13 protein-coding genes are annotated in these 15,287 nt (G+C 49.9%); all 13 read right to left on the bottom strand.

Features of this window, described 5'->3' with window-relative positions; all coding sequences use genetic code 11:
* Window positions 1–37: 37 nt before the first annotated feature.
* Window positions 38–2,662, bottom strand: coding sequence for a TonB-dependent siderophore receptor (locus tag ASG33_RS16945; RefSeq protein ID WP_056287731.1), 2,625 nt, complete (start codon window positions 2,660–2,662; stop codon window positions 38–40).
* Between the two features lie 7 nt (window positions 2,663–2,669).
* Window positions 2,670–5,837: a WD40 repeat domain-containing protein gene (locus ASG33_RS16940; RefSeq protein ID WP_056287729.1), complete on the bottom strand. Its 3,168-nt coding sequence runs from the start codon at window positions 5,835–5,837 to the stop codon at window positions 2,670–2,672.
* 2 nt (window positions 5,838–5,839) lie between these two features.
* Window positions 5,840–6,268 carry an ATP-binding protein gene (locus tag ASG33_RS16935; RefSeq protein ID WP_056287728.1) on the bottom strand — a complete coding sequence of 143 codons (429 nt, stop codon included), beginning with the start codon at window positions 6,266–6,268 and terminating at the stop codon, window positions 5,840–5,842.
* Window positions 6,269–6,279: 11 nt separating this feature from the next.
* On the bottom strand, window positions 6,280–6,600 hold the full coding sequence (locus ASG33_RS16930; RefSeq protein ID WP_031528067.1) for an STAS domain-containing protein: 321 nt from the start codon (window positions 6,598–6,600) through the stop codon (window positions 6,280–6,282).
* Between the two features lie 259 nt (window positions 6,601–6,859).
* Entirely contained in the window at window positions 6,860–8,980 is a 2,121-nt protein-coding gene (gene glgX / locus ASG33_RS16925) for a glycogen debranching protein GlgX (RefSeq protein WP_056287725.1), read from the bottom strand.
* A gap of 3 nt (window positions 8,981–8,983) precedes the next feature.
* On the bottom strand, window positions 8,984–9,322 hold the full coding sequence (locus ASG33_RS16920; RefSeq protein ID WP_056287723.1) for an STAS domain-containing protein: 339 nt from the start codon (window positions 9,320–9,322) through the stop codon (window positions 8,984–8,986).
* 117 nt (window positions 9,323–9,439) lie between these two features.
* Window positions 9,440–11,263 carry an AGE family epimerase/isomerase gene (locus ASG33_RS16915; protein WP_200942796.1) on the bottom strand — a complete coding sequence of 608 codons (1,824 nt, stop codon included), beginning with the start codon at window positions 11,261–11,263 and terminating at the stop codon, window positions 9,440–9,442.
* Window positions 11,264–11,390: 127 nt separating this feature from the next.
* Window positions 11,391–11,816 (bottom strand): VOC family protein, encoded by a 426-nt coding sequence (locus tag ASG33_RS16910; RefSeq protein WP_056287720.1) that lies wholly within the window; start codon window positions 11,814–11,816, stop codon window positions 11,391–11,393.
* Between the two features lie 7 nt (window positions 11,817–11,823).
* Window positions 11,824–12,393 (bottom strand): DJ-1/PfpI family protein, encoded by a 570-nt coding sequence (locus tag ASG33_RS16905; RefSeq protein WP_056287718.1) that lies wholly within the window; start codon window positions 12,391–12,393, stop codon window positions 11,824–11,826.
* A 62-nt stretch (window positions 12,394–12,455) separates the two neighbouring features.
* Window positions 12,456–12,788, bottom strand: coding sequence for a hypothetical protein (locus ASG33_RS16900; RefSeq protein ID WP_056287716.1), 333 nt, complete (start codon window positions 12,786–12,788; stop codon window positions 12,456–12,458).
* 46 nt (window positions 12,789–12,834) lie between these two features.
* Window positions 12,835–13,227 (bottom strand): nuclear transport factor 2 family protein, encoded by a 393-nt coding sequence (locus tag ASG33_RS16895; protein ID WP_056287714.1) that lies wholly within the window; start codon window positions 13,225–13,227, stop codon window positions 12,835–12,837.
* Window positions 13,228–13,260: 33 nt separating this feature from the next.
* Window positions 13,261–13,686: a hypothetical protein gene (locus tag ASG33_RS16890; RefSeq protein ID WP_056287712.1), complete on the bottom strand. Its 426-nt coding sequence runs from the start codon at window positions 13,684–13,686 to the stop codon at window positions 13,261–13,263.
* Window positions 13,687–13,745: 59 nt separating this feature from the next.
* Window positions 13,746–15,269 (bottom strand): GMC family oxidoreductase, encoded by a 1,524-nt coding sequence (locus tag ASG33_RS16885; protein ID WP_056287710.1) that lies wholly within the window; start codon window positions 15,267–15,269, stop codon window positions 13,746–13,748.
* Window positions 15,270–15,287 lie beyond the last annotated feature (18 nt).

Genomic DNA, 15,287 nt, shown 5'->3' with positions numbered 1-15,287 from the left:
AAGAGGAGCGTTTACTATTGCATTCATTTGTTGAGTATCATTTTCGGTTTGTATCGATCAGCAAGCCAATAGAAAAAGTCCTGCGTTCCTGGGGATACCGCGACGCAGAGGTTACCCCTTCCGCCGCACGAATGCCAGGCACAAAATATTCGGTGTTCAACACATTGGATATCTGTACCTGCAAGCTGAGATGGTTCAGGATATTCTGGTAAGTAATTGCGGAATTGAGCAGGTATATCGCCGGAAAACGGGTGATCGGGTTGCTGCTGCCCGAAGTACCCGCGCCTGATTTCCGCGCGCTGATGTAATTGTTGGTAATGCTGATGCTCAGGTTTTTAACGGGCTCGTACACTGCGCCAAGGTTGGCCGACCAGGGCGCCACATCGCTGACCGGGATTTTCTGACCTTCCACCTTGCTGAGATCGCGCGGGTTGCTGTATGTGAAATTGCCCCAGATATTCAGGCTTTTTACATCATAACGCGCCTCCGATTGCAGGCCGATAATGCGCTGCTTGCCTAATGCCTGGAACTGGGTAGTACTTCCTCCGCCAGGCGCCTGAGCAGTTGCTAACCCCACCGCATTGCTGTAATTGGCAATGTAACCTGCGATGTTTGCTGAAAGCGCTTTGCTGAACCGGACTGCCACACTACCTTCCACATTCTTCACGCGCTCGGGCTGCAGCGTCGGGTTGTTGAGCAAGCGCTCGCGGCTTGTTGCGTATTTTTGAAGATAAGACGCGTCTTTAAATGCTTCTGCATAAATCCCTTTGAACACAAACATGCCCCGCGAATAGATAAGGCTCAGCCGCGGATTGAATACAAAACCGTAACCGCCATTCGATCGGATCTGGTTATAATCCAGCCTGCCGGCAAGTACCATTTTCAGGTGATCGGACCAGTTATAAGTCCCCTGACTGAATACGCCCATATCAAACACTCGGAAATTATCGCCGCCGGCCAGTGTCGAATCGGGCCTGCCAAATTCGTCGGCACCCTCCACCTGCGAGGTAATGTAGTTGGCCTGAATAATGCTGTTCCTGATTTCAATACCGCTGTTGATATCCAACTTAGGCAGCGGTGTCCAAAGCACACGGAACTCGTTCCTGAGCTGGTTGGAAACACGGTACCAGTATGGCGTCGCGTAAGTAGGTTTTCTTTCGTTCAAAAGGTCAATAATCCCATAGCTTCCATTGAAATACCCGCGGTAAGTCGGCAGGTTCGTCGCGCCATTCAGTTCATGAAGACGGTAGGAAGTCAGGTTCAGGATCTGGACTTTGTCAGACAGGTATTTGTTATAAGTCAATGAAAATGCCTTGTTGTTAGCTACCCACCTTGAAAGGTCTTTGGTAACAATACGGGAGCGGTTGGTGTACCAGGGAGTAGCACCTTCGTCTGTTTTCCACGTCAAAAGCGACAGCATGAAATCCTTGAACTCGATCTTTGCCCGCAGGTAGAAATTACGAGAATCATCATTGAACTCAACCGGATTCCCATTCACATTGGCTTGAAAAAGATACTGATTGTCCAGTGCAGCCGCTTTTGCCTTACCAGCCGACGTCAGGCTCAATGCGTTCACCGCGCCAGCTGCATCGGTTCCCACCTGGTACAAGTCGCTGTTCGGGAAAAGGGTCGATAGCTTGTTATTATTATAGTAGATCTGCGCGGCAGCGCCTGATAAATTTTGCTGACCGGGATAACTGTCCACTGTCCTCGGCGAATAATCCCATTCACGGTACTTACTGTAATCCAGCTCATTGGAAGAAAAATAACGCGACGTAACAGAAACTGCCACGTCCTTGGTGCGCATGGTCACCACACCATCTACAAGCTTTGTGTTTAAAGACCCGTACCGCAACTGGCCGGTGACCGAAACGTCCACTTTCTTGCCTTCCGGCATTTCCCTGTCCAGATACCGCTTTGTGATTAGGTTTATTACCCCCATAAATGCATTGGCACCGTACATGGTCGAAGCCGGTCCGTAAATGACTTCCACCCGCTCAATATCCGACAATGCATACTGACGTGAAATGGGGATATTGTCTGAATTCAGGTCGTTTTCTTCTACGCCGTCCACCAGCAAAATCGTGCGGTCGTTGGAAGTGGAGCGGTACCCGCGCTGATAAAATGTGACATAAGAAGGCCCATTGCCCCGTATCACATCAAAGCCCGGAATGTCGCTCAGCATCTGGGTCAGGTCCTTGTAACCTCTTTTGATAATGTCAGACTGCGTCAAAACTGTTACGGTTGCAGGTACCTGCAACAGGTTTTCCGCTTTTTTGGAAACCGACGTAATCTGGATAATGCGGTCCATCAGGTCTTTCTGCTGCGCCACCAGGTCTTTGAACTGTGGCAAGGCCGAGAACTCAGGTTCATAGTTCTGATTGGCGATCAGCAGGTTGCGTACAGCCTGTGCCGCCTGGGGAAGCGAGTCGAGCGCCAGGTAAGTCAATGCAATGATCTTGTAGCCCTGCACCTGCGCATTGGGCGAGAACTTTGTTTTAAGACAAGGGTTCAATATCTGAAATACCTCATCGAAATTGCCGGTCCTGTACTTCCTGTCGGCCTCCGGAACGATCACCGAAGCGTCGCAGTCCCCTTGCGCGAATGCACTTTGGGTAAGTGCCAGTAAGCCGGTAAAAATGAGTAGTAAAAATTGCTTCATCGCGTGCCTATCTGATATTTCGGGAAAGCTTTTCGTAAGGAATATCCTTGCCGATGTATTGGTCCCATTCTTCTTCTGTCAAATCCCTTTTCACTTTCCTGGAAACCTCGGCAAACAGGTCCGCGGAATTGATATCCCATACCCGGACCGTTTTGTCAGCACCGGTTGCCAGTAACTTATTCCCGTCGCCGGTAAATCGGATATCCATCACCCAGTAATCGAAATCGTTCAGTACCACCGGTTGCTGCTTCGAAAGATCTTCCCTCGTGCTCCAGATCCGGATCTTCCAGTCATAGCAGGCCGTTGCAATGCGGCTTCCGTCAGGGGTAAATGCAATTTTGGTGATCCCGGAAGTGTGCGTTCCCTGCGTTCCCGAAATCGAATTGGGCACAGGTTCGTCTCCCTGCATTCTTGCATTATAAAGCATTCCCGTACTTGTCCCGAAATACAGCTGCTTACCGTCGGGCGACAGTGCCATTGAAATCAGCCTGCCGCGCATATTGCCGGTATTGTATTCCGTGGGTTTTGCATCGGCCTTATCCAGGTCCAGTCGCATGATCTTACCGGTTCCCGTACCGAAAAACAGGTACGGACTGCCTGGCAATGCAGCCACGCAGGAAATCTCCGCACCCAGACTGATGTTTTTGATGATATCCAGCTTTTTGTCACTGATATCCCATATTCTCACCTGTCCCGAGGAGCTGGTAGAAATCAGGCGGGGCTTGCTGTTCACTTCCCTGTTTATCAATGAAAGAATGATCCCGTCGTGCGCCACCAGTGTTTTTGTAGGTGCGCTGCCGGGTGCAAAATTATCCCATCGGACAAGCTGCCCGTTTGATGAACCTGTAAATGCGGCTTTACCGTCGGGAGTGAGATAGAGAGAGCGGATACTCTTGAAAGTCTGCCGCGGGTTCCGGAATGTGACGGGCCTGGTGGCAGGTACGAGGTAGTTCCAGAGATTGACAACGCCATCGTCGCCCGCACTTGCAAAAGTCGGGTTTCCGGGCCGCGACTCGGCCACTACCCGCACAATATCATTGTGCCCGATCAGCGTAGCCTTCGCTCCCGCTGCTTTGGACAATGCATTAAAAATGTCCGGGTTTTCACGTTCACCGCCATTTTTCAAATTAAAATCATAAGCTTTCAATGCCAGCAATGCAGCCAGATCGTCGCCGGCCGGCATTTGGAAAGACTGAATGGCAATAAACCGCGCAACTGCTTTCGAGCGCTGTTTCAATGCGTCGTTACGTGAAGTTTCAGCTTCCTTTTGCGCGCGCTGCGCCAGTACTTTCTGGCGCTCCGATTCTTGTTGTGCAGTTACTGCATATTCCTTTTGTACTTCGGTTTCTTTTTGTGACTGAACTGCCGCACGTCGCGCATTATCCGCCTGTACCTTCTGTTCCTCAGCCACTTGGCGGGCTGCTTTGGCTGCAATACTTTCCTTTACTGCCTTCTCCTGCTCTCTTACTGCAATCGACTTTTGCTCCTCTGTCAATGCTTTCTGAAGTTCGGCAAATGTACCTTGCTGCTCTGCGATTTTCTTTTGGGAAATGGCTTCGCGAGTTTGGTCTTCGGCTCTTTTTCTTTCTTCCAGTGCCAGACTTTCCTTTTCCAGTGCCGTTTTCTCACTTTGCTGCGCCTGCGTCCGGAGTACCAATGCCACGATCAGGAACAACAGGGAAACCAGCGAGCTGATCCCCAGTACCGAGGCAAATACCCGCGCCTTCCGCAGTTCCCTTTTCTGACGGTCTTCTTTGAGCCTTACTTCAAGCTCATATTGCTTTTTACTATAATCGAGAAAATTAATGGCGCGCTCAAAAAACGGATCATACCGCTGCGCCCATTCCAGTGTAGGCTCGCTTTCTTTCAGCCATTTCAATCCCATTGCCAGCTCCGGGTTCACCCATAACCCAGTACGCCCTTCCTGGTAGAGAAGGGCTGAATAACTCAGTTGTTTGTATAGTTTGGCAGATTCCAGTTCCTCCTCAATCCACTTCCGGCACCTGTCCCAGAAGGTCAGGATCTTCTCTACGGAAACGTCGATAATGGAATCGTGATCAATTTTAACACCCGGTTTCGGGGTCAGGAACGAGACGCCGTTTTTCCTAAAAACCATGATCACATCAATGAGCAGGTAGTCGGGTATCCCGGTGATCTGGATAATTTCTTTTAACGCGGTCGGGTGCAGGGACGAAGTGTCACTCGGCCCGAGCACGATCAGCGATTTGAAAAGTTTTGCTGCCGCGATCCGTCGTTTTTCATCCAGTTGCTGGGTGAAAATTTCTTCCGCGTGCATGGTAATGGACTGCTGCATCGTCCCGATCGCCTCATAATCCGAGCGCGACACGGGTACTGCATTGGCTTTGGTACTACGCCAGCGCTCCCAGGTGCGCATCAGCGCATGCTGCAGAATGGGCAGGTAGTCGGGATTTTCGGCAAGTTCCCGCAGCAGAGTGGCTACTAGTTCGGGCTCGATGGTTGCGCCAAAAGCACTCACCGGACCTTCAATCACCTGCTGCAACTCGGCAGGGTTCATTTTCGGCAACAGGTAATAGCCCCTGTTGATTACTTCTGTCAACCCGTTAAACTCCGTGCAGTGATCGAGGTAGTCCGAACGCATGGTGATCACGGCGTGAATAGGCAATTGCCGCTGGTTTATCAAAGCCAGCAGCAATTGAACAAATGCGGCAGTACTGCTTTTGCCGGTGTCCTCATCGGCAAGCTCGTACCTGAAAAGCTCCTCAAACTGGTCTATAACCAGCAAAATCCTGCGATCGCGAATGGTCGAAAGCAGGTTAAGTGCTGATTGCGGATTTTTGGAAAACTCTTTTTCAAGCTGCGCAGGGTCCCGTTCGTCCCATTCAGGATCTTCGGTGCGCATGGCAGCTTTCAAAGCAAGCGCAAAGCTCCTGACCGGATTACCGCCCGGTCTGAAAATTACAACTTTCCAAAGCGAGCCACCCGCCTGACCTTCCAGGGAGGGAATAAGGCCCGCCTTGATCAGCGAAGACTTACCGCTGCCCGATGAACCGATTAATGCAAGAAACCGCCCATCCAGCAATTTACCTGTCAGCTCACGGATATGCGAATCCCTTCCGAAGAACAGCGCGTGATCTTCATAGTCGTAACTTCTTAAACCGGGAAATGGATTCGTGAGCGTAGACTTATCAACCATACTTACTCGGTTGCACCTATATTCATAACAAACTTATTTCGGTTCTTTCCATTCACATACTCATAGGAAAAATCATCCACTCCATTGATTGTGAGGAAAATACCCAGGCCGCCGATTTCGCGCTCCTCCAAGGATTTGGTAAGATCGTCGGAACCGGGCAGCTCTTTGGCCAGCGGATCGAAAGGCGCGGCAATATCTTCGAGGATCACGATCAGCTTACTTTCGGTTATCTCGCTCAGCACATCAAAGTCTGCTTCCAACCCTGCATTCTGGTATCCATACAGGATGATGTTGGTCGCGATTTCATCGATTGCCAGTTTGAGGGCGTAAGTCGGCTTTTTAGCCAGCCCCGCTTTTTCCGCAAGCTCACCTACATATCCCCGTAATGAATCCAGCGAATCCACATTGCCGGGAAAACTTTTCGACTCCATTTTTTCGGTTGTTAAACTGGATATTGATCAACAATTGTCACGCTGTGCTGCAGACCTGTTTTTGTCAGGGTATCTACAATCAGCTCCTGTGGTTTGACGATGTAGATAGCCAGTTTCGGACCGATCTTTTGTTTGGAGTAAATCAACACGCGCAAGCCCGCAGACGACATAAAGTCGAGCTCTTCCATATCGAGCACGAGTGAATCAATAGGCTGGTTAGCAATTTTCTCTATTTCAGTTTGAAATACACGCGCCGAAAGCGAATCCAGCTCGCCATGCAAAGTCAACCTCGCAACCTGATCTTCAATAACTGATTCTATTTGAAATGCCATTTTTTTGATGTTTTAAAATTTTGTTAAACTATGTGAATGTCGTGTAATGTTCCGGACTTTGTCACCCTGAGCGCAGTCGAAGGGCACTACCGGAAGGCATTGTCGCTCCTCCCTTTGACTGCCCGGCGGCCCGGTACGCTCAGGGTGACAAGGGTGGGGACGCTGGTGTTGTAATGGACCCGCTCTTCCCTTCGACCGCCCGGCGGCCCGGTCCGCTCAGGGTGACAAAAGGGACTTCGCTCATGGTGACAAAATGTTATCACTTCCCAACCAAAATCACCGTCGCCCTGCCACCTACCAGGAATCTTCCCTGATCGTCTAGCTTTGGCTCTTTGCCTATTTCGTAAATGTCCTGGCCTGAGGGCATGTCGGTGTTTACGGAGAGGTACCAGCTGCGGCCGTTTGGCAGTTGCGGGAGCTCGTAATAAAGCGCGTCCCAATAGGAATTAAGTGCAACGTAAATGGTATCGTCTACGATAGTACCACCTTTGGCGTGCGCGCCGTCGAGCATGAATGCAAGGCAGCGGCTTGATGCAGAGAAGTCTGCATGCCAGGCTTGTGTACCGTGGAAACTGATATCAGGATAGCCGCTTCCTACGTAGTCGCGGTGCTGGAAGTGCGTCCGGCTGCGTAGTACAGGGTGCGCTCTCCGGAAGTGCATGATGTGTTTTGAAAAATTAAACAAATCCGCATTCTTTTCCAACAAGCCCCAGTCTACCCAGTTCAGTTCGTTGTCGTGACAGTAGGTATTGTTGTTCCCGTTTTTGGTAACGCCCATTTCGTCGCCTGACAAAATCATCGGTACGCCCTGACTTACCATCAGGATCGATAATGCATTCTTGATCTGTTTGTGGCGGAGCTGATTGATGTTCGGATCATCCGTTTCACCTTCTACGCCGCAATTCCATGAATGGTTGTCGTTGCCGCCGTCGTTGTTATTTTCTCCATTGGCTTCGTTGTGCTTTTCGTTATAGGCGAAAAGATCGTAAAGCGTGAAGCCGTCGTGGCAGGCGATGAAATTGATACTTGCTGTTGGGCCGCGGTAGTAGTACAGGTCCGGCCAGCCCTGAATGCTCTGGGCAATATCGCCGATCATACCTTCATCCCCTTTGAGGAATTTGCGTACGCCGTCGCGGTATTTACCATTCCATTCAGCCCAGCGACCGTATGCCGGGAATGACCCTACCTGGTACAAACCGCCTGCATCCCAGGCTTCGGCCACGAGCTTGCATTTGGCAAGGATCGGATCGTAAGCGAGTGATTCGAGCAATGGCGGGTTGCTTAGCGGCGCGCCGTTTTGGTCGCGGCCGAGAATGGCGGCGAGGTCAAAACGGAAGCCGTCAATGTGGTAGTCAGCAGCCCAGTAGCGCAAACAGTCGAGTACCATGTTGCGCACCACGGGATTGTTACAGTTCAATGTATTCCCGGTTCCGGAGAAGTTGAAGTAATAACCTTCCGGGGTAAGCATGTAGTACGTTTTGTTGTCGATTCCTCGGAACGAAATCGTGTGTCCCCGGTGATCGCCTTCAGCTGTGTGGTTAAAAACCACGTCGAGCATGACCTCGATACCGTTCTTGTGCAGCTCTTTGACCAGCGTTTTCAGCTCATCCACCTGCATTCCAAACTTCCCGGTAGCAGCATAACCTGCTTTGGGAGAAAAGAAGTTGACAGTACTATAACCCCAGAAATTGACGATCAAACCGCCGGTTGCCGGGTTCTCACGGCTGTTTTCCCATTCGTCAAACTCATAAATCGGCATCAGCTCCACACAGTTGATACCCAACTCTTTGAGATAGGCTATTTTACTGCGGATCGCGGCGAATGTTCCCGGATTTTTGACATTTGATGAAGGGTGCTGGGTAAACCCGCGCACGTGCATTTCATAAATTACCAGGTCCTCAATGGGCGTTTCGAGCGGGTGGTCATTTTCCCAGTCGAAATCCTCAAAAACAAGCCTGGAACGATACGGATAAATGTTGTCCCAATTGGGTGTAGCCAGCCAGGTATCACGACCCGCGATCGCTTTCGCGTAAGGATCGCTGAGTATAATGTTTTTGTCAAAACGGTGACCTTCCTCGGGTTTGAACGGACCGTCCATTCTGTAACCGTATTCAAGCCGCTCGTAATCCAGATCAAAAACGATCATGGAATACACGTTACCTGTGCGGAACTCTTCCGGAAAACGGATCTCCGCGAAAGGCTGCGCTTCACCTCTTTCAAACAAAACCAGTGTACAATCGATTGCTTCACTGGAATAGATGCTGAAATTGATCCCGTTGGGCACCATGGTAGCTCCGAAAGGAAGCACGTGTCCCCTCCGGAATTTAATGCCCTGCTGCTCATGGGTCGGGTAATAGTCGATCCTGATATCTGTTGCCATAGCTTAGTCTTGTTTAAGAATGACAAGCGCTTCGTCCACCGTTTCAACGATCGTGAAAAAGTTGATAAAACCGGTAGTCGACATCACGTCCTGGATATCCTCGGAAACACCGACCAGTACCACATTCCCGTTCTGGGCGCGGATGTTTCTGTACACCATCAGCAGCACACGCAGCCCTGCACTCGACATAAATCCGACTTCCGTCAGGTCAATGGCGATCTTTTTACTTGAATCAGTCGCCGCACGTGCGTTTCTCTCAAACTCGGGAGCGGTCTTGCTGTCAATATCACCCGTTACCTGTAGTACCGTAATATCGTCCTGTTCGGTAATAGTTACTTTCATAGTTTGCAGCGGTTAGTTTTGGCTGTCGGCTTTCGGCAGTCGTTAATCAGTAATCAAAGTCTTTTATTCTCAAAAAAGCCGATGTCTGAAAGCCGATAGCCGAAAGCCGATACCCATTTACTTACTAGGACTGATTTGTACTTTCACCCGCAGACGCTCCTCTGTTTCCGGAAGTGTCACCGTCAATGCCTGTGCATCGAAGTTATCGTAAGGCTGATCATTGATAAACACTTCGCTGATGTAAATGCTGCCCTCAGGAAGGATATCCGGTGAAACGCGGAGGATATTGTCCGGCCAGCCGTTTGGATAAGGCTTGAAGTAGAAGTACGTAGGCTGTTTTGTGATCAACAGGTTAATGTAAACCGCTGACAGATAGCATAGTTCCGTACTGTGGTAAGCGCTCATTGAGTGGCTTCCCTTGAAACGCTCTGTACCCAGCAGGTAAGGCATTCCATTCGAAAGCACGTTGAAGTAAACACCGCCATCGTCATTATCAAGGAAGAATGCATTGTAGAATGCAGCTGCTTCGCGTGCTTGTTTTTCATATTCTTCGTCTCCCAGAACCCCGTACATGATCAGGTAAGCAAGGATCGCCTGCTCCTGCTGCCACCACGCTTTACGGTCGTGCCACACAAACTGGTGCTTTCCGCCGGTTTTTTTCACTCTTTCCACCACATCGTACCAGCCGCCGCGCTGCTGATCTGATCCTGCTTCCGGCATCAGGGAAGCGATCTTCTTGGCGAAGTCTACGTACTCATCTTTTGGTGTCAAAGACTGCTGACGCATCAGGTTCCATGCAATTTTGAGGTTGTGACCTACTACCGCACGGTTTTGCTGCCATCCCCAGGTCTGGTCTTTACTCCAGTCTTCGAAGAACTTCTCCTGAACGAACGGGCTATTCTCGTAATCCGGGAAATACTTTGTAATAGTATCAAAAGTATATTCCAGAAAGTCTGCATGCTTTTTCTCGCCTGTTGCCAGGTACAGGTTGATCAGGTACGCAGGCGCGTGGTCTCCTACCGAGTTCCAGTTTTTGCGCGCCCGGTTGTGCGCGAGCGATTCTTCATGCGCATCCAGTGTGATCGGGTGCAAGTGAGAGAAATAACCTTCCCCATTGTGGTCTTTGAAGTATTTTTCGAAAAGATCAATGGTCTTGTCGATATCATCGCGGATGCGCTGGTCACCCGTAATGCGGTAAGTTTGTGTTGGTCCTGCCAATGCGTAGATCTGCTCGTACATTGGAAGCGCGTCCAGATCGTCACCGAACTCGGAAGTAAGCAATTTCGTCTCCTTCTGACCTTCCACTTTCAAGCCGTGGTACCAGTATACGAGATCATCGTCCTGATCGAAGAAGCGCATGTGGTCACGCAGGTATTCGGTACCCAGCTCTGCACCTTCGAGGAATTCGTCTTTTCCTGTCAGAAGGTAAGCTGATGCGAATCCGTACACCATCCGTGAAATCGTATCGGTCTCCTGCAGGTAATCTCCTTTTTTAGAACCTCCCAAATGCAGCATGGTGCGGTAGTTCTTGTAGTTGATCTCCTCCTTAGGGTAGTCGAACTGCCATTTCAGATAGCTGGAAGCAATGGAGCTGATCTGGGTGATCCACCAGTTCTGCTCTTCGTGGCGGTAAACCTTAGGTTCTTTTCCAGGGAAGATCAGCTGCTGTGCTTCAAATGCAGCTTCGTTTTCACCTGCATTCGGATAGAATGTTCCGTAAGCGAATACATACTGTCCGTTTGTTGAAAGAAATGCAGTAATGTCGCCCGGATCCTGCCAGCCTTCTGTCAGGTTCTGAACACTGCGCGCATAAGTGGAGGGGATCAGATTTAACTTGAATGGTCTTTTGTCAGAAGTTTCCAACGTGAACCACCGTTCCTCTGCATTATATCCCGTGATATAACCTGCAATGGTATCTGAAAAAGTGAAATCTATATTCATGCTCAAATAGTTAAGGTGTTCTTATGATAACTTTGTAAAATGCGGGTCGCTCGTCCCTTCGACTCCGCTCAGGGTGACAAGGCGTTTTGTCACCCTGAGCGCACCGGGCCGCCGGGCGGTCGAAGGGTCAGGCGCCCACGCCTTCTTGATCGCGGTACCCTTGGGTAATCTCAATAATGTTTCCTTCCGGATCTTTCAGCCAGACTGTCTTCCAGCCTTCGATTACCTCGTCAAAATGAAGCGGGCCGAGTGTGATTACTGCATCATCACCCATTAACCTGAGTTTTTCGTCGATGTCCTCCACAGAGAATGCAATGTGGCGCAGGCCCGGATAGTGCGGACCGTCTGCTTCTGACATAGCGACCGGCCGCTCTTCTTCCGGCGGGAATATTTCGAGGTACACGTTCTTGTCGTTCTTCAGGAAAACAAGTTCAGCATCATCGCCCAGACTGATCGTTCTGGCACGTTTGAAACCGAAATGCTTTGCGTAGAACGCTTCAAACTTTGCCAGGTTTTTGACGGTCAATGCCAAATGGAAAAAAGTTGTGTCCATACTGATATCAGTTTGCAGAAAGGGTTTCGATGATCTTTTTGGCAAATAAATGGGCATGTCCGCCCGACCGTCCCGTAATCAGGTCACCATCCACGACTACGTCTTCATTCGTGTAAATGGCGCCGTAGGCTTTGGCGTCGCCGATCAGGTTGTTGTGGCAAACCAGCTTTCTGCCTCTCACGAGCTCGGTAGCAGGAGCTACCAGCCAGAGACCGTGGCAAATAATGCCTTTCAGGATACCCGGCTCAGCGAATACGCGTTTCAGAAATTCAGTAGCAGGCGGGATTTTCTCCACATCCTCCGTGTAACGCAGTCTGTCGGAAACCATTCCCGAGGGAACGATAATGGCATCATAAGTCCTGAGCTCTTCATCGCTCATGTTCTCGAAAGTCTCCCAGCAATCCACCGGAGCACGGTACTCGTGGCCCAGGAATGTCAGTTTGTCCTGGCCCCAGAGCCTGGAAAGGAAATGCACTTCTGCACCTTCCTCGGGGAACCTGAACTTGTAGTAGAAGATTTCGTTCTCAAAGAAGTCGGCTTCGAACAGAATACCGATCTTTTTTCCGGCAAGTTTCATAGAGAAACACGTTTAGAGGAGTTACGTAAAATTTAGATTTGGAAAAATCCAGATCCGCCAGGCTATTTAAGACCCGAATAATGTCTGATGATCTTTCCGTCTTTCAGCAACATCGCGTCATAGATCCTGGTTGGCCCGTTGACTGTGTCAATGGTTGCTTCAAACATGATACTGTCGTCGGTCGTCGCAAATTTTTCGGTTGAAATAAAGCCGCGGTACACATATTCAAGATAACCTGAGAAGAGGTTCTTGATCGCTTCCGCTCCTTTGGCAACAATGGGCTCTGGTCCGCTGAGCACCACCATTTCTGCATCTGCTGCATAGTGCTTGTCAACCAGTACTTCTGCATTGCGATCTGCCAGCAATGCTACCTGTTCGTCATAAAACGCTTTCATAGTTTTAGGATATAGTTGAGAATAATGTTCTGAATCAATCGGTTTTTCAGGCCAGTGTTCCGTCCGGATGCTGTACCATTCCTGCGAAGTGGATCGCTATCTTGCCATTTTCAAGTACCCAGCTATCTGCGAAACGCATTTCGCTCTTTTCGCCGCCCACTGTCATGGTGATCTGCTCGGTGATCATCAGCGTTTCAGGATTCTCGGTCTCAGCCCAGAAAACAATTTCAGTTTCCAGACCGTCAATCCCCAGAATGCCCTGCATATGCTCGTTCACCTGATCGCGGCCTTTGTAAATAACCGGTGATTTGGAGAAGCTGCTGATCAGCGTCGCGTCGTCTGTATATTGATCCAAAAGCGCATCGATATTCTTGTCCAGAATGTGCTGGATGTGCGCTCTGTACATTTTACCCAGCTTGGTATCAGGTACGTTCTTCATGAGGTGAAAAGGATAAGGGTATAAATGATCGTTTTAAAGTGTAGCCGAACCTTCGTGGTATTCGAGTCCGTCTACGATGTATTTGCTGATGATGACTTTGCCTGCATCATTCAGTTTCACTTCCCAGGTCTGGAAAGCATCGCACTTAATGCGTTTGCTGAAAGGCTCAGGTGCATTCCATACACTTGCCTCCCACTGCACTACTACTTTCACGGTAGCCTTATCACCCGAAATCTCCGACTCGACACTTTTCACAGTATGTACTTCATCGAAGAAAATGCGGATTACGCGCTGGAACCAACCTTCAAAGCCGGCATATCCGTACACGGTCGCTTCGGGAAAAACCATTTCCAGCTCTGCATCTGCAAGCAGGGGCAATACTTCCACCATAGGAACATGGACGTCCAGTTTCTTGTACCAGTCGATAGCCAGTTCTTTAATCGCTTCTTGTGTCAACATTGTATTTGAATTGAGGTTATGGGTCTTTTTGTAAATCAATGCGCTGCCTTTCGAGTAGTTCAGCGTTCTGCGAGGATCATTTCGGCTGCTTTTTCACCGATCATAAAGCATGCTGCTACTGTATTTCCGCTGGTAACTGTGGGCATAACCGACGCATCTGCCACGCGCAGGTTCTGTATCCCGTGTACCCGCAGCTGCGGATCTACCACTGCCATTGCATCGTTTCCGATTTTGCAGGTACCGGCCGGGTGCCACAATGTGGAGCACTGGCTGCGGATATAACTTTCAGGATCTGCATTGCCGGGCACCATCTCGCCTCCGTTAAGCGGTTCAAACTTGGAGGTACCAGCTATTTTTCTGACGATTTCAATTGCTTTAATAAGAACCTGCACGTCGGCCGGCTCACTCAGGTAATTGGGATTAACAACTGCCGCGTCCCGGATATTGGAAGAGCGCAGCGTCACTTCTCCCCTGCTCTCAGCTTGTACAAGGATTGGCAGGAAAATGCAAATTGGTCCGCCGAAATCAGGTAGCAAAGGTGCGAGTGGCTGCGGGAGGCTGGGTGTAAAGTTGATTTGCAAATCGACCTGCCCTCCCTCCTCTTTTGTACACAGGAAAATGGCATTGCCCGTCAGTAAGGTTGTATTCGGCATTGGTATCCTAGACCGGAAAATCATTGGAAGCTGCAAATGGTCCTGCAAATTCTTTCCTACACCAGGTAAGTCGGCGATCACCGGGATTTGAAGCGCTTCCAGTTCAGCGGCGGGACCAATGCCCGAGAGCAGCAGCAGCTTGGGCGATGCTAGTGCGCCGCTGCTGATAATGATTTCTTTTTCGGCAAGTGCATTCCAGGTAAGCGCTCCGGCTTCAAACTCAACCCCAAATGCTTTTTTTTGTTCAATCAAAATTTTGCTGACCAGCGCATTGGTAAGGATAGTCAGGTTAGGTCTTGATTGAATGGGATCCAGAAAAGCAGATGCGCCATTGTCCCGGCGGTTGTTCTTGTCGATATGGAACTGCAAAAGGCCGGCACCGTTTTCCTGGCGCTCTCCATTGTAATCCAAGTAGGGTCCGTCGTAGCCGAGTTCCGTTGCGCCTTCCAGGAAATGCGTGGAGCGCATTACTTCGTCGGGACAGTCACGGATGCTGAGCTCTCCGCCGGTGGAATGGTATTCAGAAGCGCCGTTTTCGAAGTTTTCCGATTTTTTGAAAAACGGTAAAACATCCTTGTAAGACCAGCCTTCTGCGCCAAGTTGCTCCCAGAGATCGAAGTTGGCAGGATTACCGCGCACATACATCATCGCATTGATCGATGTACTGCCGCCCAGCACCTTACCCTGATTGATGGTAATACTGCGACCACCCAGACCAGGCTGCGGCGTAGTTTCCAGTTTCCAGTCCATTTCGGAACCCCAGAGACTAACAAAGCCTGCCGGCTCTTTGATTGCGGGATTTTGATCACTGCCGCCTGCCTCTATCAACAAAACCCTGTTAGCCAGATCGGCACTTAACCTGTTGGCCAACACACTTCCGGACGCGCCGGCTCCCACAATGATGTAATCGTAAACTTGATTATTCAACATTTTACAAGTGGAGGTTTA

It is taken from the genome of Dyadobacter sp. Leaf189, from assembly GCF_001424405.1.
GTDB lineage: Bacteria > Bacteroidota > Bacteroidia > Cytophagales > Spirosomataceae > Dyadobacter.
The sequence above is the reverse complement of the archived record's forward strand: the minus strand, read 5'-3'. Positions and strand labels throughout refer to the sequence as shown.